Below are 20901 nucleotides of genomic sequence, written 5' to 3'. Positions count from 1 at the left end.
CAGCGCCGATGGTACTGCAGGGGGGACCCTGTGGGAGAGTAGGACGCCGCCGAACTCCCTTTGAAAAGGTCGGATCCTGAACTTCGGTTCGGGGTCCGACCTTTTTCTGTTGTGCGTAACGTGTCGTTCACGTTGCGGGCCCAGCATCCCAGACATGGGAACCGCAGCTATGCTCAGGGCCGCCGGCGTAGGAGTCGGTGACGAGGTCGTCGTACCGGCCTTCGGGAACGTCGAGGTCGCCGAGGCCGTGACCCTTGCGGGCGCGCTCCCGGTGTTCGCGGACATAGATCCCGTGACCTACTGCCTCGACCCGGACGCGGTCGAGGCGGCCGTAACCGCGCGTACGGCCGCGGTGGTTGTCGTCCACCGTTTCGGACGGCGGGCCGACACCGGGCGGTTGCACGCGCTCGGGCAGCGGCACGGGCTGCTGGTGCTGGAGCAGGGCGAGTCCGAGGCGCCGTACGACGAGATAGCGCAGCGCAGGGAGCGCGCGGCTTATCTCGACGCCAAGTTGAAGGGCGTACGGACGCCGGACGGTGGGGACGGGCACACCTATCAGCAGTACGTCGTGCGGGTGCCGGGGAACGGTCGGCCGGACCGGGACGCCTTCGCGCGGGCCGTACGGGCCAAGGGAGTCGAGTGCCGGGTGCCGGTGAAGACGCCCGTGCACCGGCTGCCGGAATTCCGCCGGTGCGTGTCGTTGCCGCAGACCGAGCTGGCCGCCGACGAAACGCTCGCGCTGCCCGTGGACGCCGCGCTCACCAAGCGGGAGATGCACCGCATAGTGTCCGCCTGCAACGCCCTGGGCGGTCTGCTTCAGCCCGCCTTCTGACCGGACAGCGCACGAATTTGGGAACTCGGACCTGCTCGGGGTACAGTTTCTTCGTCGCCGCGAGGGAAACCTCGAAAACGACAGGCCCCTATAGCTCAGTCGGCAGAGCGTCTCCATGGTAAGGAGAAGGTCAACGGTTCGATTCCGTTTGGGGGCTCCAGCAAAAATGCCCCACCCTTCCGGGTGGGGCATTTTCGTGCTTCCTCAGGCCTCCGTGTGGATTCCCGGGACCCGCATCGCCAGAATGGCCATGTCGTCGGACGGGGCGTCGGAGGCGAAACGCTCGACCGCGCGCATGATGCGTGCCGCGACCGCGCCCGCCGTCAGACCCGTGCACGTCGTGAGGACGTCGGCGAGGCCGTCGTCGCCCAGCATGCGCGAGCCCTCCCGGCGTTCGGTGACGCCGTCCGTGACGCACAGCAGCACGTCACCCGGGTCGAGCGTGACCGTCTCCTCGTACAGCTCCAGGTCCTCGATGACGCCCAGCAGCGGCTGGGGTTCGGCCGCGGCCGTCACCGTGCCGTCCTGGCGCAGGCGCAGCGGGAGCGGGTGGCCGGCGCAGACCACCTTCAGCTCGGCGCTGCCGTCCTCCTGAGGGCGCATCTCGCCGTAGAGGAGGGTCAGGAAGCGGCTGCGGTCGCCCTCGTCGAGGATCGCGGAGTTCAGGCGCTCCAGCACGGCCGGGCCGGACAGGCCCTCGCGGGCCAGCAGGCGCAGGGCGTGCCGGGCCAGGCCGGTGACCGCCGCCGCGTTGGGGCCCGTACCGCAGACGTCGCCGATGGCGAAGCCGTACGCGCCGTCGCCGATGGGGAAGAGGTCGTAGAAGTCACCGCCGACCTCGTTGCCCTCGCCGGCCGCGCGGTAGATGACCTCGACCTCGACGCCGTCGATCTGCGGCAGGCCCGGCGGGAGCAGGCTGCGCTGGAGGGACTGGCTGATGGCCGTGCGCTCCGAGTACAGGCGGGCGTTGTCCAGGGCGAGGGCGGCCCGGCGGCTCAAGTCCTCGGCGAGTTCCAGGATTTCCTGGCGGAAGTGCTCGTCGGTGGGCTTGCCGAGGGTCAGCATGCCGATGACGCGGTTGCGCGCGACGAGCGGCAGGACGACCGTCTCGCCGCCGACCGCGGAGGCCGTCGCGAGCGTCGGGCCGATGCCGGAGGCGATCTGGTGCGTGGGGCCGCCGGCCAGGCCCAGGCTGCGCATGGAGGTGCGCAGGGCGGCCTGGTGGGCGACCTCGCCGGGGGCCGTCCACACGCGGGCGCCGGGCGTCGGCACCGGGTCCGGCGGGGGGACCTTCGACAGCAACGACTTGATGCCGTCGATGAGTTCCTCGTCCTCGTGCAGGACGTACGACAGGTACGGCTCGGAGGCCTGGTCGGCGATCGTGTAGACCGCGCACCAGGTGGCCAGCGTCGGGACCGTCATCTGGGCCATCAGGGCCAGCGTCTGGTCCCGGTCCAGGGTGCCGGCCAGCAGGTCGGAGGCCTCGACCAGGAAGCTCAGGGAGCCGCGGCGCAGCCGTTCCAGTTCGCCGAGGCGGGCCGACTCGACGGCCAGGGCGATGCGGTCGGCAGCGAACTGGAGGCGCAGCGCCTCCTCGTTGGTGTAGCGGCCGGGCGCCTCGGCGGCGACGCCGAGGGAGCCGGTGAGGCGGCCCTCGACCTTGAGCGGGACGGTGACGACGGAGCGCATGCCGGTTCCGGCGAGCAGGGGTACGGCCCCGGGGACGGCGGCGAGGTCGTCGTGGACGGCGGGCATGCGGGCGGAGCCGTAGCGGCCGGGGCCGGCCTCGACGGGCACGCGCGCGAAGCGCTGGCGGGCGGAGGGCAGGCCGGTGGAGGCGCGGACCTCCAGTTCCGTCTCGTCGTCGGTGGCGAGCAGCAGGAACGCGGAGTCGCCGTCGAGCATGTCGCGGGCGCGTTCCACCGTGCGCTGGAGGAGGCCGTCGAGGTCGTCCGGGGCGGGGGAGCCGATGAACACCTCGAAGGGGTCGGTGCTCTGCCCGTCGACGGACGGGGCCGGGTCGGTGGCCGGGACGCGGGAGGGGGTTTGCAGGACGGCGCGCTCGTGGTCGCGGACGAGGAGGCAGACGGTGGAGGGTTCGCCTCCGGTGTCGCGGACCCTGAGGTGGGAGGCGTACACCTGGGCCACGCGACCGTCGGCGCCGCGGATGCCGTAGGTGCCCTCCCAGCGGGAGAGCTGGAGGGCCTCGGCGATACCGGTGCCGGTGCCCGGGGTGTGCGGCCAGGCGGCCAGGTCGACGAGGGGCTTGCCGATGACGTCGGAGGACGGGTAGCCGAACAGCTCCTCGGCGTCCTCGTTCCAGGCGCTGATGCCGCCCTTCCGGTCGACCTGGAGGACGGCGACGCGGACGCGGCCGTCGGCCAGCGGGAGGAGGTCGGCGGGCAGGGCCGGGCCGGCGGTGCGGGTGCCGACCGGGCGCTCGGGCAGGTTGAGCTGGAACCAGACGTTCTTGTGGGTGGGGGTGTAGTCCACGCCCCAGCGGGTGGCCAGGGCCGCGCAGAGCTGGAGGCCGCGGCCGCCTTCGCGGTCGGGGCTGCTCATGGCGACGGCGGAGCCCTGGAGGGGGACCTCGCGCTCCGGGTATCGGTCGGAGACCTCGATGCGCACGCCGTCCTCGGTGCGCAGGCACAGCACGTCCGCGTGCGTGCCCGCGTGGACGACGGCGTTGGTCACCAGTTCGCTGGTGAGGACGACCGCGTCGTCGACGATGTCGGCGAACCCCCAGCCCTGGAGGGTGTCGCGGACGAAGGACCGGGCGGTCGCGACCGATCGTCCGACGGGCTCGAAACTGGCAGCCGCGCGCGCGGTGATCACAGAACTCCTCGGCCGGTTGTCGACATGCAGGGCTGCGTGGCCGGCCGGCTCGCTCCGCTGCTGCGGCATCAGCTCGCCGGTCGGCTGTGGCTCCGGGGGATGTCCCCCGGGGATCAGTCCGGTGGTCATGGTGTCCGGCCGCCCCTCCGATGCCCGCTCGTACTCGTGCCACCGCCCAGACCGGTCGGACCGGTGCGGCTGGACAGCCGCATGCAAGGTTACTTACCTTCGCGGTCCCAGCGGATGCCGGTCGCCGGTGTTTACGTCCCCAGGGTGTGCGGACGATGTGCGAAGCTGCCGAACTGTTATGGCCTGGTTCGGCCGGGGTGAAACACTGGGCAGGCTTCTGACGAAGGTCGGGTCGGGCTGCGTGCGTTCCGTGTACGGCGGGCAGCAGCCATTGGTGTGGCCGGACCCCGTCTGGCAGAAATACGCAGCAGTAACCGGTACGCGGAAGTAACCGGTATGCCGATGACCGGCAGGCCGGGCCGAAGCGATCGAGCACAGCAGTAACGGTCTACCCCTCCGGGAGGGACACAGTGGAGTCTGGCGCGGCGACGCGAGGTACGAAGACGCGCGCGAAAGGCGAATCGTCCCTGGGCAGGAGCGGCGGCACCACCACGGTGGACACGGCTGCCCTGAACCGGCTGCTGGCGGCGCTCGTGTCGATGCGCGACGGGAACTTCCGCAAGCGGCTCACGGTCTCCGGGGACGGCGTGATGTCGGAGATCGCGGCCGTCTTCAACGAGGTGGCCGACCGGAACCTGCATCTGACCGGTGAGCTGTCGCGGGTGCGGCGCATGGTGGGGCGTGAGGGAAAGCTCACGGAGCGGCTGGAGACGGGGGCCTGTGAGGGCTCCTGGGCGACGGCCGTCGACAACTCCAACGCGCTGGTGGACGACCTGGTCTGGCCGGTCTCGGAGGTCAGCCGGGTGCTCACCGCGGTCGCCGAGGGCGATCTGTCGCCGCGGATGGAGCTGCGGACGCAGGCGCCGGACGGCGGTACGGGGCACCCGTTGCGGGGCGAGTTCCTGAAGGTCGGCCGTACCGTCAACAACCTGGTCGACCAGTTGTCGACGTTCACGGACGAGGTCACGCGCGTGGCCAGCGAGGTCGGCACCGAGGGCAAGCTCGGCGGTCAGGCCCGGGTGCGCGGTATGTCCGGTTCGTGGAAGGACCTGACCGAGTCCGTCAACACGATGGCGGACCGGCTGACCGCCCAGGTGCGCGACATCGCCCTGGTGACCACGGCGGTGGCGAAGGGTGACCTGTCCCGGAAGGTGACCGTCCATGTCGCCGGCGAGATGCTGGAGCTGAAGAACACCGTCAACACGATGGTGGACCAGCTGTCGGCGTTCTCCTCCGAGGTCACGCGGGTGGCCCGGGAGGTGGGCACGGAGGGCATCCTGGGCGGCCGGGCGCAGGTGCCCGAGGTGGCCGGCGTGTGGAAGGAGCTGACGGACTCCGTCAACACGATGGCGGGCAACCTGACCGCGCAGGTGCGGGGGATCTCCCAGGTGACGACCGCTGTGGCCAACGGCGACCTGTCGCAGAAGGTGACGGTTCCGGCGCGCGGTGAGGTGGCGCAGCTCGCCGAGACGATCAACCAGATGACCGAGACGCTGCGGATCTTCGCGGACGAGGTCACGCGGGTGGCGAACGAGGTCGGCGCGGAGGGGCGGCTCGGCGGCCAGGCGAACGTGCCGGGCGCGGCGGGTACGTGGAAGGACCTGACGGACTCCGTCAACACGGTGTTCCGGAACCTGACCACCCAGGTGCGGGACATCGCCGCGGTGACGACGGCGGTGGCCAGCGGTGATCTGTCGCAGAAGGTCACCGTGGACGTGGCCGGCGAGATGCTGGAGCTGAAGAACACCGTCAACGGCATGGTGGACCAGCTGTCGGCGTTCGGTGCCGAGGTGACGCGGGTCGCCCGGGAGATCGGTGTCGAGGGTGAGCTGGGCGGCCAGGCGCAGGTGCCGGGGGCGGCCGGTACCTGGAAGGACTTGACGGACTCCGTCAACACCGCGTTCCGCAACCTCACCGGGCAGGTGCGCAACATCGCCCAGGTGACCACGGCGGTGGCCAACGGCGACCTGTCGCAGAAGGTCACCGTGGACGTGTCCGGTGAGATGCTCCAGCTGAAGAACACCGTGAACACGATGGTGGACCAGCTGTCGAGCTTCGCCGACCAGGTCACGCGGATGGCCCGGGACGTGGGTACGGAGGGCCGGCTGGGCGGTCAGGCCCGGGTGGACGGCGTCTCCGGTACGTGGAAGGAGCTGACGGACTCCGTCAACTTCATGGCCGGCAACCTGACGTCCCAGGTGCGGCAGATCGCCCAGGTGACGACGGCCGTGGCGCGCGGTGACCTGTCGCAGAAGATCGACGTGGACGCGCGCGGCGAGATCCTTGAGCTGAAGAACACGATCAACACGATGGTCGACCAACTGTCCGCCTTCGCCGACCAGGTGACCCGCGTCGCGCGGGACGTGGGTACGGAGGGCCGCCTGGGCGGGCAGGCGCAGGTGCCCGGTGTGGCCGGTGTGTGGCGGGACCTGACCGACTCCGTGAACGGCATGGCCGGCAACCTCACGGCCCAGGTGCGCAACATCGCGCAGGTCGCCACCGCCGTGGCGCGCGGTGACCTGTCCCAGAAGATCACCGTGGACGCGCGCGGGGAGATCCTGGAGCTGAAGAACACCCTGAACACGATGGTCGACCAGCTGTCGTCGTTCGCCCAGGAGGTCACGCGGGTGGCCCGTGAGGTGGGTACGGAGGGCATGCTCGGCGGTCAGGCCGAGGTGCAGGGTGTCTCCGGCACCTGGAAGGACCTCACGCAGTCCGTGAACTTCATGGCGAACAACCTGACCATCCAGGTGCGCAACATCGCCGAGGTGACGACGGCGGTCGCCAAGGGCGACCTGTCGAAGAAGATCACTGTTGACGCGAAGGGCGAGATCCTTGAGCTCGTCACGACGGTCAACACGATGGTCGACCAGTTGTCCAGCTTCGCCGAGCAGGTGACCCGGGTGGCCCGTGAGGTGGGCACCGAGGGCATCCTGGGCGGTCAGGCGCACGTGCCGGGCGTCACGGGCATCTGGAAGGACCTCAGCAACAACGTCAACCTGATGGCCAACAACCTGACCATGCAGGTGCGGAACATCTCCCAGGTGGCCGCGGCCGTCGCCAACGGTGACCTGACGCAGCAGGTGACGATCGAGGCGCGCGGTGAGGTCGCGCAGCTCGCCGACACGATCAACACCATGGTGAAGACGCTGAGTTCGTTCGCCGACCAGGTCACCAAGGTGGCCCGTGAAGTGGGCACGGACGGCATCCTGGGCGGCCAGGCGCACGTGCCGGGTGTGGCCGGCACCTGGAAGGACCTCACCGAGTCGGTGAACCAGATGGCGTCCAACCTGACCGGCCAGGTGCGCAACATCGCCATGGTCACCACGGCCATCGCCAAGGGTGACCTGACGAAGAAGATCGACATTGACGCGCGCGGCGAGATCCTTGAGCTGAAGACGACGATCAACACGATGGTCGACCAGCTGTCCAGCTTCGCCGAGGAGGTCACCCGGGTGGCCCGCGAGGTGGGTACGGAAGGGCAGCTGGGCGGTCAGGCACGCGTGCGTGACGTCGACGGCACCTGGCGGGACCTGACCGAGTCCGTGAACGAGATGGCCGGGAACCTCACCCGGCAGGTGCGGGCCATCGCGCGCGTGGCGACCGCGGTGACCCGCGGCGACCTGAACCTGAAGATCGACGTGGACGCGTCCGGCGAGATCCAGGAGCTCCAGGACTACATCAACAAGATGATCGCCAACCTGCGCGACACCACGATCGCCAACAAGGAGCAGGACTGGCTCAAGGGCAACCTGGCCCGGATCTCGGCCCTCATGCAGGGCCGCCGGGACCTGGAGGACGTGGCCTCGCTGATCATGAGCGAGCTGACGCCGGTGGTGTCCGCGCAGCACGGCGCGTTCTTCGTGGCGATGCCGCTCATGGAGGGCAAGGGCGTCGGCAACGGCGAGGACGACTACGAGCTGCGGATGCTCGGCTCGTACGGCTACTCGATGGGCTCCATGCCGACGTCGTTCCGGCCCGGTGAGGCGCTGGTCGGCACGGCCGCGCAGGAGAAGCGCACGATCCTGGTGTCGGACGCGCCGAGCGGTTACCTGAAGATCTCCTCGGGGCTCGGCGAGGCGCCGCCCGCGCAGGTCATCGTGTTGCCGGTGCTGTTCGAGGGCAAGGTGCTCGGTGTGATCGAGCTGGCGTCCTTCACGCCGTTCACGCACATCCAGAAGGACTTCCTCAACCAGATCGCCGAGATGATCGCGACCAGCGTCAACACCATCTCGGTCAACACCAAGACCGAACAGCTGCTCAAGCAGTCGCAGGAGCTGACCGAGCAGCTGCGGGAGCGGTCGGCCGAGCTGGAGAACCGGCAGAAGGCGCTCCAGGCCTCCAACGCCGAACTGGAGGAGAAGGCCGAGCTGCTGGCCCGGCAGAACCGGGACATCGAGGTGAAGAACACCGAGATCGAGGAGGCCCGGCAGGTCCTGGAGGAGCGTGCCGAGCAGCTCGCGGTCTCGATGCGCTACAAGAGCGAGTTCCTCGCCAACATGTCGCACGAGCTGCGCACCCCGCTCAACTCGCTGCTGATCCTGGCGAAGCTGCTCGCCGACAACGCCGAGGGCAACCTCTCGCCCAAGCAGGTCGAGTTCGCCGAGACCATCCACGGTGCCGGCTCCGACCTGCTCCAGCTGATCAACGACATCCTGGACCTGTCGAAGGTCGAGGCGGGCAAGATGGACGTCTCCCCGACGCGGATCGCGCTCGTCCAGCTGGTGGACTACGTGGAGGCCACCTTCCGGCCGCTGACCGCGGAGAAGGGCCTGGACCTGTCCGTCCGGGTCTCCCCGGAGCTGCCGGCGACCCTGCACACCGACGAGCAGCGGCTGCTCCAGGTGCTGCGCAACCTGCTGTCCAACGCGGTGAAGTTCACCGACTCCGGGTCGGTGGAGCTGGTGATCCGGCCCGCGGGCGCGAGTGTGCCGCAGTCCATCAGGGAACAGCTGCTGGAGGCCGGTTCGCTGCGTGACCCGGGCGGCGAGCTGATCGCGTTCTCGGTGACCGACACCGGTATCGGCATCGCGGCCAGCAAGATGCGGGTGATCTTCGAGGCGTTCAAGCAGGCGGACGGCACCACCAGCCGCAAGTACGGCGGCACCGGCCTCGGCCTGTCGATCTCGCGGGAGATCGCGCAGCTGCTCGGCGGCGAGATCCACGCGCAGAGCGAACCGGGCCGTGGCTCGACGTTCACGCTCTACCTGCCGCTGCACCCGAGCGAACTGCCGCCGCAGGGCTACCAGCAGTCCGTGCCCGCGCTGGAGGCCGGCGACCTGGTCGCCTCCGAGGCGTATCTGTCCTCGGAGCTGTCCGCGGTGGAGATCGAGACGCCGGCCGAGGTGAAGTCGTACCGGGAGACGCAGAACGGCGCCGCCGCGCTCTTCAGGCGCCGGCGGCGGAGCCGGCCGGAGGACGGGCAGCGGCCCGAGCAGTGGACGGCGGTGCCGGAGCAGGAGCACGCGCCGCAGCAGGGCCGCGCGGTGCGGTTCGGCGGCGAGAAGGTGCTGATCGTCGACGACGACATCCGCAACGTGTTCGCGCTGACCAGTGTCCTGGAGCAGCACGGCCTGTCGGTGCTGTACGCGGAGAACGGCCGCGAGGGCATCGAGGTGCTGGAGCAGCACGACGACGTGGCGGTCGTCCTGATGGACATCATGATGCCGGAGATGGACGGGTACGCGACGACCACGGCGATCCGCAGGATGCCGCAGTTCGCGGGGCTGCCGATCATCGCGCTCACCGCGAAGGCGATGAAGGGCGACCGGGAGAAGGCGATCGAGTCGGGCGCCTCCGACTATGTCACCAAGCCGGTCGATCCTGATCACCTGCTGTCGGTGATGCGCCAGTGGATGACCGCGGAGTGACCGCGGGGTGCCCAGGGTGCGCGGATCGGACGGGTGTGCGGTGAACGCCGGGGGAACCTTCGGCGGCCCCGGGGAGTTGCTGCATGATGAGGACCGGGTACGCGGCGGAATTCCGGATTCCGGGAACCATCCGGGGTCTCGCCGCGTTTCCGCTATGTGCACAGTGACATCGCGGTGACAGGGTGTGGCGACAGGCGGGGTGCGGCTACGATGACCGGCACAAGGACGGGCGGCGAAACGGAGTCGTCCCCTGGGGCGGCGCCCGGTGTACAGCCGGGGCGAGGAGGGCGGGCCATGGTGCAGAAGGCCAAGATCCTCCTGGTCGATGACCGGCCGGAGAATCTGCTGGCGCTGGAGGCCATCCTCTCTGCGCTCGATCAGACGCTGGTGCGGGCATCGAGCGGGGAGGAAGCGCTCAAAGCGCTGCTCACGGACGATTTCGCGGTCATTCTGCTGGATGTCCAGATGCCGGGCATGGACGGGTTCGAGACCGCCGCGCACATCAAGCGGCGCGAGCGCACCCGGGACATCCCGATCATCTTCCTCACGGCGATCAACCACGGCCCGCACCACACCTTCCGGGGCTACGCGGCGGGCGCGGTGGACTACATCAGCAAGCCGTTCGACCCGTGGGTGCTGCGCGCGAAGGTCTCGGTCTTCGTCGAGCTGTACATGAAGAACTGCCAGCTGCGGGAGCAGGCGGCGCTGCTGCGGCTCCAGTTGGAGGGCGGCGCCAAGGGCGGAGCCGCCGGGAAGGAGCCGGCCGGGCTCCTCGCCGAGCTGTCCGCGCGGCTCGCGGCCGTCGAGGAGCAGGCAGAGGCGCTGTCCAAGCAACTGGACGACGACTCCGCGGACGCGGCCGCGGTGGCCACGGCGGCCCATCTGGAGCGCAAACTCACCGGGTTGCGCCGTGCGCTCGATGCCCTGGAGCCGGGCGCGGGCGGCGCCGGTGCCTCGGTGCCCTCGCAGAACTGACGTACAGGCGGAACTGACGCGCACCGGGACCGAGGTCACGGATGAGTGTGCGTCAGTACCGGGCCCCGGCAGGCACGACACGAACGGGTGAAGCTGTGGGCACACGTGTCCGCTGTCGTCTCCCCCGGTAACCTCACACCATGGCCTCACGTCCCTCCGCAGCCAAGAAGCAGCCCGCCAAGAAGGCGGCGGCTCCCGCGAAGGCTCCGGCGAAGAAGGCCGCCCCGAGGAAAGCCCCGGTCAAGAAGGCGCCCGCCAAGAAGGCCCCGGCGAGGAAGGCCGTGCCCGCGAAGCCGGCGCCCGCGCCTGCCGGGGGCCTGTACCGGCTCGTGCGCGCCCTCTGGCTCGGCCTGGCGCACGCCGTCGGCGCCGTCTTCCGCGGCATAGGGCAGGGCGCGAAGAACCTCGACCCGGCCCACCGCAAGGACGGCATCGCGCTGTTGCTGCTCGGCATCGCCCTGATCGTCGCCGCCGGCACCTGGGCGGACCTGCGCGGCCCCGTCGGCGACCTGGTCGAGATCCTGGTCACCGGCGCCTTCGGCCGGCTCGACCTGCTGGTGCCGATACTGCTCGCGGTGATCGCCGTACGGTTCATCCGGCACCCGGAACAGCCGGAGGCCAACGGGCGGATCGTGATCGGCCTGTCCGCGCTCGTCGTCGGCGTGCTCGGCCAGGTCCACATCGCCTGCGGCTCGCCCGCGCGCAGCGACGGCATGCAGGGCATAAGGGACGCCGGCGGCCTCATCGGCTGGGCGGCCGCCACCCCGCTGACGTACACCATGACCGAGGTGCTCGCCGTACCGCTGCTGGTGCTGCTGACCGTCTTCGGGCTGCTCGTGGTGACCGCCACCCCGGTCAACGCCATCCCGCACCGGCTGCGGACGCTCGGCGTGCACCTGGGCCTGTTGCGCGACCCCGAGGAGGACCGGTTCGGGGAGGAGTACTACGACGAGCAGTGGCGCGAGGCGACGCCCGCGCGCCCCCGCCGACGCTCCGCCGCCCCGCAGGCGTACGACCCCGACAGCGCCGAGGAGGACGCCCTCTCGCAGCGCCGCGGGCGCCCCAGGCGCTCCGCGGTGCCCCAGCCGGACCCACAGCGGCAGATGGACGCCGTGGACGTCGCGGCGGCGGCTGCCGCCGCGCTCGACGGCGCCGTCCTGCACGGCATGCCGCCGTCCCCGCTCGTCGCCGACCTCACCCAGGGGGTGAGCGCGGGCGAGCGCGAGGACACCACCCCGGTGCCCGCGCCGGCGACCGCCGACGAGCAGGCCCCCGCTCCTGCCCCCAAGCCGGTGCCGGCGGCCCGCCCCAAGCAGGAGAAGCTGACGGCCGGCTCCGTCCCGGACCTGACCAAGAAGGCCCCGGAGGAACCCCGCGACCTGCCCGCGCGCGCGGAGCAGCTCCAGCTGTCCGGCGACATCACCTACGCGCTTCCCTCGCTGGACCTGCTCCAGCGCGGCGGCCCCGGCAAGGCCCGCAGCGCGGCCAACGACGCCGTCGTCGCCTCGCTCACCCAGGTCTTCACCGAGTTCAAGGTCGACGCGCGCGTCACCGGCTTCACCCGCGGCCCGACGGTCACCCGCTACGAGGTCGAACTCGGCCCCGCCGTGAAGGTCGAGCGGATCACCGCGCTGACCAAGAACATCGCCTACGCGGTGGCCAGCCCGGACGTGCGGATCATCAGCCCGATCCCCGGCAAGTCCGCGGTCGGCATCGAGATCCCGAACACCGACCGGGAGATGGTCAACCTCGGTGACGTGCTGCGACTCGCGGAGTCGGCGGAGGACGACGACCCGATGCTGGTCGCCTTCGGCAAGGACGTCGAGGGCGGGTACGTCATGCACTCGCTGGCGAAGATGCCGCACATGCTGGTCGCCGGCGCCACCGGTTCCGGCAAGTCGTCCTGCATCAACTGCCTGATCACCTCGGTCATGATGCGGGCGACCCCGGAGGACGTCCGGATGATCCTGGTCGACCCCAAGCGCGTGGAGCTGACCGCCTACGAGGGCATCCCGCACCTGATCACGCCGATCATCACCAACCCCAAGCGGGCCGCCGAGGCGCTGCAATGGGTGGTCCGCGAGATGGACCTCCGGTACGACGACCTGGCCGCCTACGGATACCGGCACATCGACGACTTCAACCGCGCGGTGCGCGAGGGCAAGGCCAAGGCGCCCGAGGGCAGCGAGCGCGAGCTACAGCCGTACCCGTACCTGCTGGTGATCGTGGACGAGCTGGCCGACCTCATGATGGTCGCGCCGCGGGACGTGGAGGACTCGATCGTGCGCATCACGCAGCTCGCGCGCGCGGCCGGCATCCACCTGGTGCTCGCCACCCAGCGCCCCTCGGTCGACGTGGTCACCGGTCTGATCAAGGCCAACGTGCCCTCCCGGCTGGCCTTCGCCACTTCCTCGCTCGCCGACTCCCGGGTCATCCTCGACCAGCCCGGCGCCGAGAAGCTGATCGGCAAGGGCGACGGCCTGTTCCTGCCGATGGGCGCGAACAAGCCCACGCGTATGCAGGGCGCGTTCGTGACCGAGGAGGAGGTCGCGGCCGTCGTCCGGCACTGCAAGGAGCAGATGACGCCGGTCTTCCGGGACGACGTCACCGTGGGCACCAAGCAGAAGAAGGAGATCGACGAGGACATCGGCGACGACCTCGACCTGCTGTGCCAGGCGGCCGAGCTGGTCGTCTCCACCCAGTTCGGCTCGACGTCCATGCTCCAGCGCAAGCTGCGCGTCGGCTTCGCCAAGGCCGGACGGCTCATGGACCTCATGGAGTCCCGCAACATCGTGGGGCCGAGCGAGGGCTCCAAGGCGCGTGACGTTCTCGTGAAGCCCGACGAGCTGGACGGCGTCCTCGCCGTGATCCGCGGGGAGTCGTAGGGGTGAGGCGCGAAGGGCCGTTCGGCGGACGCGGGTTACGCCGGGTGGCGGGGTCGCCGTGACCCACCCGTTAGCGACCGGTGGGCAACCGTTCCCCTTTGTCGTACGTCCAGTTGAGCGAAAGGACAGGTAGGCGCCCCATCATGGGGTACCAGCCTGTCAAACCATCGGATAGTCCGGCCATTCCGATGGCGCACAAATGTCCTACCGTCCGGTTGTCCCACCCTTTCGTACCCCCCCTAGACTGAGCTTCCAGCACAGGTGGCTACACGCTCGAAAGGCGCCCCCGTGTCCATCGGCAACTCCCCTGAAGACGAGCGTCCGTTCCGAGACGAGTCCCAGGAAGCCCGACCCTCCGTGGGCCGAGCGCTCCAGCAGGCGCGGATCGCGGCCGGGCTCACCGTGGACGACGTCAGCAGTGCCACTCGTGTCCGTATCGCCATCGTGCGTGCCATCGAGGCGGACGACTTCGCCCCCTGTGGCGGCGATGTGTACGCCCGTGGCCACATCCGCACGCTGGCCAGGGCCGTCCACCTCGATCCCGAGCCGCTGATCGCGCAGTACGACGCCGAGCACGGCGGCCGTCCCGCACCCACCCCCGCCGCACCCCTGTTCGAGGCGGAGCGCATCCGGCCGGAGCGGCGCGGCCCGAACTGGACCGCCGCGATGGTCGCCGCGATCGTCGTCGTGATCGGGTTCGTCGGGTTCACCGCCTTCAAGGGCGGCGGAGCCTCCGGTGACGCCAAGTCGCAGGTCGCCGAGGGTCAGAGCCCCACGCCCGGCAAGTCCGCCTCGCCCACCCCGAAGAAGGACAAGCCCGCCGCACCGACCGGCGAGCCCTCCGACAGCGCCATCGCCGCCGCGCCCCAGGACAAGGTCACCGTCCAGGTCAGCGCGCCCAACGGACGCAGCTGGATCTCGGCCAAGGACCACAACGGCCGGATGCTCTACGACGGGCTGCTGAAGAAGGGCGAGTCCAAGACCTTCCAGGACAGCTCCAAGATCAACCTGATCCTCGGCGACGCCGGGGCGATCGAGCTGTACGTCAACGGCAAGAAGATCGAGGACACCTTCCGGCCCGGCGCGGTGGAGCGCCTCACGTACACGAAGGGCGACCCGGTCGCGGGCTGACGAGGGGCCCGCGGGACGGTCGTGTGACGGAGTCGGCCGCAATCGGCCAACCCCGTCGACGTGGGCTGTCAGTGAGACAAAGTAGTCTTGAGCCCATGCCTGAACGCCGTACCGTCGCACTCGTCACTCTCGGCTGCGCTCGTAACGAGGTGGATTCCGAGGAGCTCGCAGGCCGTTTGGAGGCGGACGGCTGGCAGCTCGTCGAGGACGCCGCGGACGCCGACGTCGCCGTCGTCAACACCTGTGGCTTCGTGGAGGCCGCCAAGAAGGACTCCGTCGACGCGCTGCTGGAGGCCAATGACCTCAAGAGCCACGGCAGAACCCAGGCCGTCGTGGCGGTGGGCTGCATGGCCGAGCGGTACGGCAAGGAACTGGCCGAGGCGCTGCCCGAGGCCGACGGTGTCCTCGGCTTCGACGACTACACGAACATCTCGGACCGCCTCCAGACCATCCTGTCCGGCGGCATCCACGCCGCCCACACCCCCCGCGACCGGCGCAAGCTGCTGCCGATCAGCCCCGCCGAGCGCCAGGAGTCGGCAGCGTCCGTCGCGCTGCCCGGGCACGGCCCGGCCGACCTCCCGGAGGGCGTCGCGCCCGCCTCGGGTCCCCGTGCGCCGCTGCGCCGCCGTCTCGACGGCTCCCCGGTCGCCTCGGTCAAGCTCGCCTCGGGCTGCGACCGGCGCTGCTCCTTCTGCGCCATCCCCTCCTTCCGCGGCTCCTTCATCTCCCGCCGCCCCAGCGACGTCCTGAACGAGACCCGCTGGCTGGCCGAGCAGGGCGTGAAGGAGATCATGCTGGTCTCCGAGAACAACACCTCCTACGGCAAGGACCTCGGCGACATCCGCCTGCTGGAGTCCCTGCTGCCGGAGCTGGCCGAGGTCGACGGCATCGAGCGGGTGCGGGTGAGCTACCTCCAGCCGGCCGAGATGCGTCCGGGACTCATCGACGTCCTGACCTCCACGCCGAAGATCGCCCCGTACTTCGACCTGTCCTTCCAGCACTCCGCGCCCGGCGTGCTGCGCGCCATGCGCCGCTTCGGCGACACCGACCGCTTCCTGGAACTGCTCGACACCATCCGGAGCAAGGCCCCCGAGGCCGGTGTGCGCTCCAACTTCATCGTCGGCTTCCCCGGCGAGTCCGAGTCCGACCTCGCCGAACTGGAGCGCTTCCTGAACGGCGCCCGGCTGGACGCCATCGGTGTCTTCGGGTACTCGGACGAGGAGGGCACGGAAGCGGCGACGTACGACAACAAGCTGGACGAGGACGTCGTCGCCGAGCGCCTGGCCCACATCTCCCGGCTCGCCGAGGAACTCGTCTCGCAGCGCGCCGAGGAACGCGTCGGCGAGACCGTCCAGGTCCTGGTGGAGTCCGTGGACGAGGAGGAGGGTGTCCACGGCCGCGGCGCGCACCAGGCGCCGGAGACCGACGGCCAGGTGCTCCTCACGAGCGGCGCGGGTCTGAGCGTCGGACGTATGGTCGAGGCGAAGGTGGTCGGCACCGAAGGCGTCGACCTGGTGGCCGAGCCGCCGACCGGCTCGCTCGCGTGTAGTGAGGAGGCGGGCAGATGACCGGAGTCCCGGCATCCGCCGCGGGCGGCTCCTCCGGCGCGCAGGGTGCCCGGGGCTCCGCCGCTGCCGACGGCGGAACCCCGTCCGAGGTCTCCGGTTCTGCTTCGGCTCCGGCCACGGCTCCCGAGGGCGGCAAGCCGCCGCGTGGCGGGAAGATCGCGGCGGCGGCCGTCAACCAGGCGAGCGTCTGGAACGTCGCCAATCTGCTGACGATGCTCCGGCTCGTCCTGGTGCCCGGCTTCGTGGCGCTGATGCTGGCCGACGGCGGCTATGACCCGGCCTGGCGCTCCCTGGCCTGGGCGGCCTTCGCCATCGCCATGATCACCGATCTGTTCGACGGACATCTGGCGCGTACCTACAACCTGGTCACCGACTTCGGGAAGATCGCCGACCCCATCGCCGACAAGGCGATCATGGGGGCGGCGCTCATCTGTCTGTCCGGTCTCGGTGATCTGCCGTGGTGGGTGACGGCCGTGATCCTCGGCCGGGAACTCGGCATCACCCTGCTGCGGTTTCTGGTCATTCGCTACGGTGTCATCCCCGCCAGCCGGGGCGGCAAGCTGAAGACGCTCACCCAGGGCGTGGCCGTCGGGATGTACGTCCTGGCCCTGACCGGGTGGCTCGCCAGCCTGCGCTTCTGGGTGATGGCCGCGGCGGTCGTCCTCACCGTCGTCACGGGTCTCGACTACGTAAGACAAGCCATTGTGCTGCGTCGGCGGGGAATCGCCGAGCGGGCGGCAGCGTTGGAGGAGAAGGAAGCGTGAGTTCCCGGGCCACCGAACTGGTGCGACTACTGACCGTGAGGGGAGAGACCCTTGCCGTCGCGGAGTCGTTGACGGGTGGCCTGGTAGCTGCGGAGATCACCGGGGTACCCGGCGCGTCCCGGGTGTTCCGGGGCTCGATCACCGCCTACGCAACCGAACTGAAGCATCAGCTGCTGGGCGTCGACGCCACCCTGCTGGCCCAACGCGGAGCGGTGGATCCGCAGGTCGCGGGCCAGATGGCAGCCGGAGTCCGCAAGGTGCTGGGCGCCGACTGGGGCATCGCGACCACCGGGGTCGCCGGCCCCGACCCGCAGGACGGCAAGCCCGTCGGGACGGTCTTCGTGGCCGTCGACGGGCCCCTCACCGCCCGGTCCGGTTCTGCCGGTGGCGGAAAAGTCGAGGGTCTGCGGTTGAACGGCAGCCGTGCGGAAATCCGTATGGAGAGTGTACGGAGCGTACTCGCAGTGCTCCTGGAGCGGCTGGCGGGCGAACAGACTGGGAATGAGCGGGCACAGGATACGGAACGGAACGGGGGGTTTTGATGTTTGCAGCCCTGAGTGAACACGACATCGCTCCCCGCACGGCCGCGGCGCAAGGCGGTACGGTGGGGCGAGAAGGATGCGGCTACGCGGTCCGAGGAGGGAGCCACCGATGATTCTGCTCCGTCGCCTGCTGGGTGACGTGCTGCGTCGGCAGCGCCAACGCCAGGGCCGTACTCTGCGCGAAGTCTCCTCGTCCGCCCGAGTCTCACTCGGCTATCTCTCCGAGGTGGAGCGGGGGCAGAAGGAGGCTTCCTCCGAGCTGCTCGCCGCCATCTGCGACGCGCTGGACGTACGGATGTCGGAACTCATGCGAGAGGTGAGCGACGAACTGGCGCTCGCCGAACTGGCCCAGTCCGCCCGGGCCACCGAGCCCGTGCCCACACCGGTCCGGCCCATGCTGGGTTCCGTGTCGGTGACCGGCGTGCCACCGGAACGGGTGACCATCAAGGCGCCCGCGGAAGCGGTGGACGTCGTCGCCGCGTGAGGTGCGCGTGCGCGGTCTGACCATCCGGGACGAGTGACGATCCGCCACCGTCCGATACGGCTTGAGCCCCGGCCGGCTCCTCCAGGGAGACCTGAGGAGCCGGCCGGGGCTTTTCCGTGCTCAGCGCCCGGTGTGCGCCCGTTTGCCGGTGGTGTGGGGTGCGGTCATGGTGGGAGGGACGTGACGGCGCCTGAACACCGGAGGAAGCGGATGTACGTCGTGAAGAGCCCGTTGGCCGACGAGGACCTGAAGACCGTGTCCGAGGCGCTCCAGGGCGCCCTCGTCGATCTCGTGGACCTCTCCCTGGTCGCCAAGCAGATCCACTGGAACATCGTCGGTCCCCGCTTCCGCTCCGTCCACCTCCAGCTGGACGAGGTCGTCGACTCCGCCCGCACCCATATGGACACGGTGGCCGAGCGGGCCTCCGCGCTGGGCGTACCGCCCGACGGACGCGCCGGCACGGTGGCCTCCGGCAGCGGCATCAAGACGTCCCCGGCCGGGTGGATCAAGGACGCGGACGCGGTCGGGACGATGGTGGACGCGCTGGGCTCGGTGATCACCCGGATGCGGGCGCGGGTGAAGGCGACGGGGGAGCCCGACCCGGTGTCCCAGGACATGTTCATCGGGATCACCGCGGACCTGGAGAAGCATCACTGGATGTTCCAGGCGGAGAACGCCTGAGCGGTGGGGCCGGGGGCCGGTGCCCAGTGCGGGCAGTCCGCCGAGAACGCCGGGCGGGCTGCTTGCCTCCCGGTGCTGCATCAGTGAGCCCTCGGTGCGCCTCCCGCACGGTCGGGGCGGCGGTCTAGCGTCCGGCTGGAGGTGATGGCGGGCATGGCGGGACGGACAGTGCGCTGGGGACTGGCGCTCGGCCTGGGAGCGGTGTGGTGGTGGGCCGTGCTGCGGCTCGCCGTGGGAGAAGGCGGAGGCGTGCTGGAAGGGGCCGTCGCCGCCGGCGGCTGGGGGCTGAGCCTGCTGCCCGTGCACTGTGTGCCCAAGGGGCGCGCGACCGGCGCCGTGCACCCGGGGCGCTGGGTGGCCGCCTGGCGGGTTGGGGACGTCACCAAGGCATCGCCACGCCCCCGTTCGGGCGAAGTATCTGGCCCGTCATGAACGCCGACGCGTCCGACGCCAGATACAGCACCGCGTGCGCGACGTCGTCCGGTTCGCCGACCCGGCCCAGCGGGGTCATCCGGGTCATCGCGGCCTCCGTGTGCACCTGTGCCTCGCGGTCGTGCCGGTCGGTCATGTGAGTGCGGATCCAGCCCGGCGCGACCGCGTTGACCCGGATGCCGTGCGGGCCGACCTCGGTGGCCAGCGTCTTGGTCAACTGCACCACGGCCGCCTTCGCCGCGCCGTAGCAGAGCAGCCCGGCGCCACCGGTGTCCACCGCGCCGGAGGCCATGGTGACGATGCTGCCGCGGGTCCGGTGGGCGAGCATCAGCCGGGCCGCCTCCTGGCAGGCGTGGAGCACCCCCTTGAAGTTGACGTCCAGCACCTGGTCGAGATCCTCGTCGCGAGTCTCCAGCACCGGACTGCTGTGCATGATCCCGGCGATCGCCGCCAGCACGTCCAGCCGGCCGCAGGACCGGACCGCCTCGCCCAGCCGGGCCCGGTCGGTGACGTCGAGGACGTGGGTACGGGGCTTGCCGCCAGCGTCCTCGATCAGCGCGGCCGTGCCGTCCAGGCCGTCGGCGTCCCGGTCGGCACAGTGCACCGTGGCACCCGCCTCGGCCAGCAGTACGGCGGAGGCTCGCCCGATGCCGCTCGCGGCTCCGGTGACGAAGGCGGTGCGTCCGCTGAGGTCGTACGCGGTGAGGGCCATGAGGGGACGGTACGAGCATGTCTGACGGTCCGTCAATTGGTGGGTCTGCTCGGGACGTGGGGTGCGGGGTACGCGGTGCGGAGTGTGTGGTGCGCGGTGCCGGGTGCGGGGCGTGGGGCAGGTATGACGGCTGGGCGAGGGGGTTTTGGCCTGGGGGCTGGGGCTGGGGCTGGGGCCGGTCAGGCCGGATGGTCAGCGGGTGCGGCGCGGGTACTTGTCGCGCCAGCGTTGGGGCGTGCCGGGGGCGGGGGCGGGGCCCGTCTGGCAGGTGGGACACCAGTAGGTGGGGCGTTCCTGGGAGCCGTCGCCCTGGTCGGCCACCCGCACGGGGGTGTGGCAGCGCAGGCACGGGCGGGGTGCGCGGCCGTAGACGAACAGGTCGTACCGGTGCAGGCCGGTGGTCTGCCGGACCGGGCGGTCGCGGTTGGTCTCCAGCAGTCGCTTGGCCAGCGCGGGCAGTTGCCGGGCGAGGTCCGCGGGGAGCGCCCCGGCCGGCAGCCAGGGGGTGACGCCGAGGAGGAAGCACAGCTCGCTCTTGTAGACGTTGCCGATGCCGGCCAGGTTGCGCTGGTCCAGCAGGGCCTCGCCGAGCTCGCGGGACGGGTCCGACAGGACGTTGGCCAAGGCCCGCTCGGGGTCCCAGTCCGGGCCCAGCAGGTCGGGGCCGAGGTGGCCGACGATCCGCTCCTCCTCGGCCGTGCGCAGCAGCTCCAGGACCTGTAGCCGGTAGCCGACGGCCGTACGGTCGGCGGTGTCGAGGACCGCCCGGATCTGGTACGCCGGTCCGCCCCGCCAGCGCTCGCCCGTGCCGTACACCTTCCACGCGCCCTCCATGCGCAGGTGGGTGTGCAGGGTGAGGCCGCCCTCGAACCGGGTGAGGATGTGCTTTCCGCGCGGGATAGTGTTCAGCACCCCGCGGCCGGCCAGGTCGACCGTGGCGTACTTCGGCACGCGGAAGTCGCTGCGGGTCAGCGCCTTGCCCGCGAGAGCCTCATGCAGCCGCCGGGCGGCCTGCCAGACCGTGTCACCTTCGGGCATGGGTCAAGGGTGCCATGGTGGGG

At 70.5% G+C, this 20901-nt stretch carries 13 protein-coding genes and 1 tRNA gene; 11 read left to right on the top strand and 3 right to left on the bottom strand.

What is annotated here, in order from left to right; translation table 11 throughout:
* Positions 1-169 precede the first annotated feature (169 nt).
* Both IE273_RS06490 and IE273_RS06485 read left to right on the top strand, forming a co-directional pair.
* Positions 170-832, top strand: coding sequence for a DegT/DnrJ/EryC1/StrS family aminotransferase (locus IE273_RS06490; RefSeq protein WP_189814196.1), 663 nt, complete (start codon positions 170-172; stop codon positions 830-832).
* 84 nt (positions 833-916) lie between these two features.
* Positions 917-992: transfer RNA gene (locus IE273_RS06485), tRNA-Thr, on the top strand.
* A 44-nt stretch (positions 993-1036) separates the two neighbouring features.
* Here IE273_RS06485 and IE273_RS06480 read toward each other — a convergent pair.
* Positions 1037-3796, bottom strand: coding sequence for a SpoIIE family protein phosphatase (locus IE273_RS06480; RefSeq protein ID WP_189814160.1), 2760 nt, complete (start codon positions 3794-3796; stop codon positions 1037-1039).
* Between the two features lie 410 nt (positions 3797-4206).
* Here IE273_RS06480 and IE273_RS06475 point away from each other — a divergent pair, with 410 nt between their 5' ends.
* From IE273_RS06475 to IE273_RS06435, 9 genes are all read left to right on the top strand, one after another.
* Positions 4207-9666, top strand: a complete 5460-nt coding sequence (locus IE273_RS06475; RefSeq protein ID WP_189814159.1) for a HAMP domain-containing protein — start codon at positions 4207-4209, stop codon at positions 9664-9666.
* A 294-nt stretch (positions 9667-9960) separates the two neighbouring features.
* Positions 9961-10641 carry a response regulator gene (locus IE273_RS06470; RefSeq protein WP_189814158.1) on the top strand — a complete coding sequence of 227 codons (681 nt, stop codon included), beginning with the start codon at positions 9961-9963 and terminating at the stop codon, positions 10639-10641.
* 140 nt (positions 10642-10781) lie between these two features.
* Entirely contained in the window at positions 10782-13526 is a 2745-nt protein-coding gene (locus IE273_RS06465; RefSeq protein WP_189814157.1) for a DNA translocase FtsK, read from the top strand.
* Positions 13527-13814: 288 nt separating this feature from the next.
* Positions 13815-14657 carry a helix-turn-helix domain-containing protein gene (locus tag IE273_RS06460; RefSeq protein ID WP_189814156.1) on the top strand — a complete coding sequence of 281 codons (843 nt, stop codon included), beginning with the start codon at positions 13815-13817 and terminating at the stop codon, positions 14655-14657.
* A 95-nt stretch (positions 14658-14752) separates the two neighbouring features.
* A complete protein-coding gene (gene rimO, locus IE273_RS06455) occupies positions 14753-16225 on the top strand; it encodes a 30S ribosomal protein S12 methylthiotransferase RimO (RefSeq protein ID WP_189814155.1) in 1473 nt (490 codons plus the stop codon).
* Positions 16222-16989 (top strand): CDP-diacylglycerol--glycerol-3-phosphate 3-phosphatidyltransferase, encoded by a 768-nt coding sequence (pgsA, locus tag IE273_RS06450; protein ID WP_189814154.1) that lies wholly within the window; start codon positions 16222-16224, stop codon positions 16987-16989. The genes rimO and pgsA overlap by 4 nt, the downstream gene beginning before the upstream one ends.
* A complete protein-coding gene (locus tag IE273_RS06445; protein WP_189814153.1) occupies positions 16986-17531 on the top strand; it encodes a CinA family protein in 546 nt (181 codons plus the stop codon). The genes pgsA and IE273_RS06445 overlap by 4 nt, the downstream gene beginning before the upstream one ends.
* Before the next feature lie 109 nt (positions 17532-17640).
* Positions 17641-18015 (top strand): helix-turn-helix domain-containing protein, encoded by a 375-nt coding sequence (locus IE273_RS06440; RefSeq protein ID WP_014675397.1) that lies wholly within the window; start codon positions 17641-17643, stop codon positions 18013-18015.
* A 210-nt stretch (positions 18016-18225) separates the two neighbouring features.
* On the top strand, positions 18226-18696 hold the full coding sequence (locus IE273_RS06435) for a Dps family protein (RefSeq protein WP_189814152.1): 471 nt from the start codon (positions 18226-18228) through the stop codon (positions 18694-18696).
* A gap of 379 nt (positions 18697-19075) precedes the next feature.
* On the opposite strand, the gene IE273_RS06430 is transcribed toward IE273_RS06435, so the two are convergent.
* Both IE273_RS06430 and IE273_RS06425 read right to left on the bottom strand, forming a co-directional pair.
* Entirely contained in the window at positions 19076-19840 is a 765-nt protein-coding gene (locus tag IE273_RS06430) for an SDR family NAD(P)-dependent oxidoreductase (protein WP_189814151.1), read from the bottom strand.
* 192 nt (positions 19841-20032) lie between these two features.
* Complete coding sequence (locus tag IE273_RS06425) at positions 20033-20878, bottom strand: Fpg/Nei family DNA glycosylase (RefSeq protein WP_189814150.1); 846 nt, start codon at positions 20876-20878, stop codon at positions 20033-20035.
* Between the last annotated feature and the right edge of the window lie 23 nt (positions 20879-20901).

Origin of the sequence: Streptomyces olivaceoviridis (genome assembly GCF_014650115.1) — a bacterium.
GTDB classification, from domain to species: domain Bacteria; phylum Actinomycetota; class Actinomycetes; order Streptomycetales; family Streptomycetaceae; genus Streptomyces; species Streptomyces olivaceoviridis.
The sequence above is the reverse complement of the archived record's forward strand: the minus strand, read 5'-3'. Positions and strand labels throughout refer to the sequence as shown.

Bases quoted from the DNA above. Each gene is read 5' to 3' on its own strand.
- IE273_RS06490 (WP_189814196.1), top strand. From the start codon at position 170: ATGCTCAGGGCCGCCGGCGTAGGAGTCGGTGACGAGGTCGTCGTACCG.
- IE273_RS06480 (WP_189814160.1), bottom strand. From the start codon at position 3,796: ATGACCACCGGACTGATCCCCGGGGGACATCCCCCGGAGCCACAGCCG.
- IE273_RS06470 (WP_189814158.1), top strand. From the start codon at position 9,961: ATGGTGCAGAAGGCCAAGATCCTCCTGGTCGATGACCGGCCGGAGAAT.
- IE273_RS06465 (WP_189814157.1), top strand. From the start codon at position 10,782: ATGGCCTCACGTCCCTCCGCAGCCAAGAAGCAGCCCGCCAAGAAGGCG.
- rimO (WP_189814155.1), top strand. From the start codon at position 14,753: ATGCCTGAACGCCGTACCGTCGCACTCGTCACTCTCGGCTGCGCTCGT.
- pgsA (WP_189814154.1), top strand. From the start codon at position 16,222: ATGACCGGAGTCCCGGCATCCGCCGCGGGCGGCTCCTCCGGCGCGCAG.
- IE273_RS06440 (WP_014675397.1), top strand. From the start codon at position 17,641: ATGATTCTGCTCCGTCGCCTGCTGGGTGACGTGCTGCGTCGGCAGCGC.
- IE273_RS06435 (WP_189814152.1), top strand. From the start codon at position 18,226: ATGTACGTCGTGAAGAGCCCGTTGGCCGACGAGGACCTGAAGACCGTG.
- IE273_RS06430 (WP_189814151.1), bottom strand. From the start codon at position 19,840: ATGGCCCTCACCGCGTACGACCTCAGCGGACGCACCGCCTTCGTCACC.
- IE273_RS06425 (WP_189814150.1), bottom strand. From the start codon at position 20,878: ATGCCCGAAGGTGACACGGTCTGGCAGGCCGCCCGGCGGCTGCATGAG.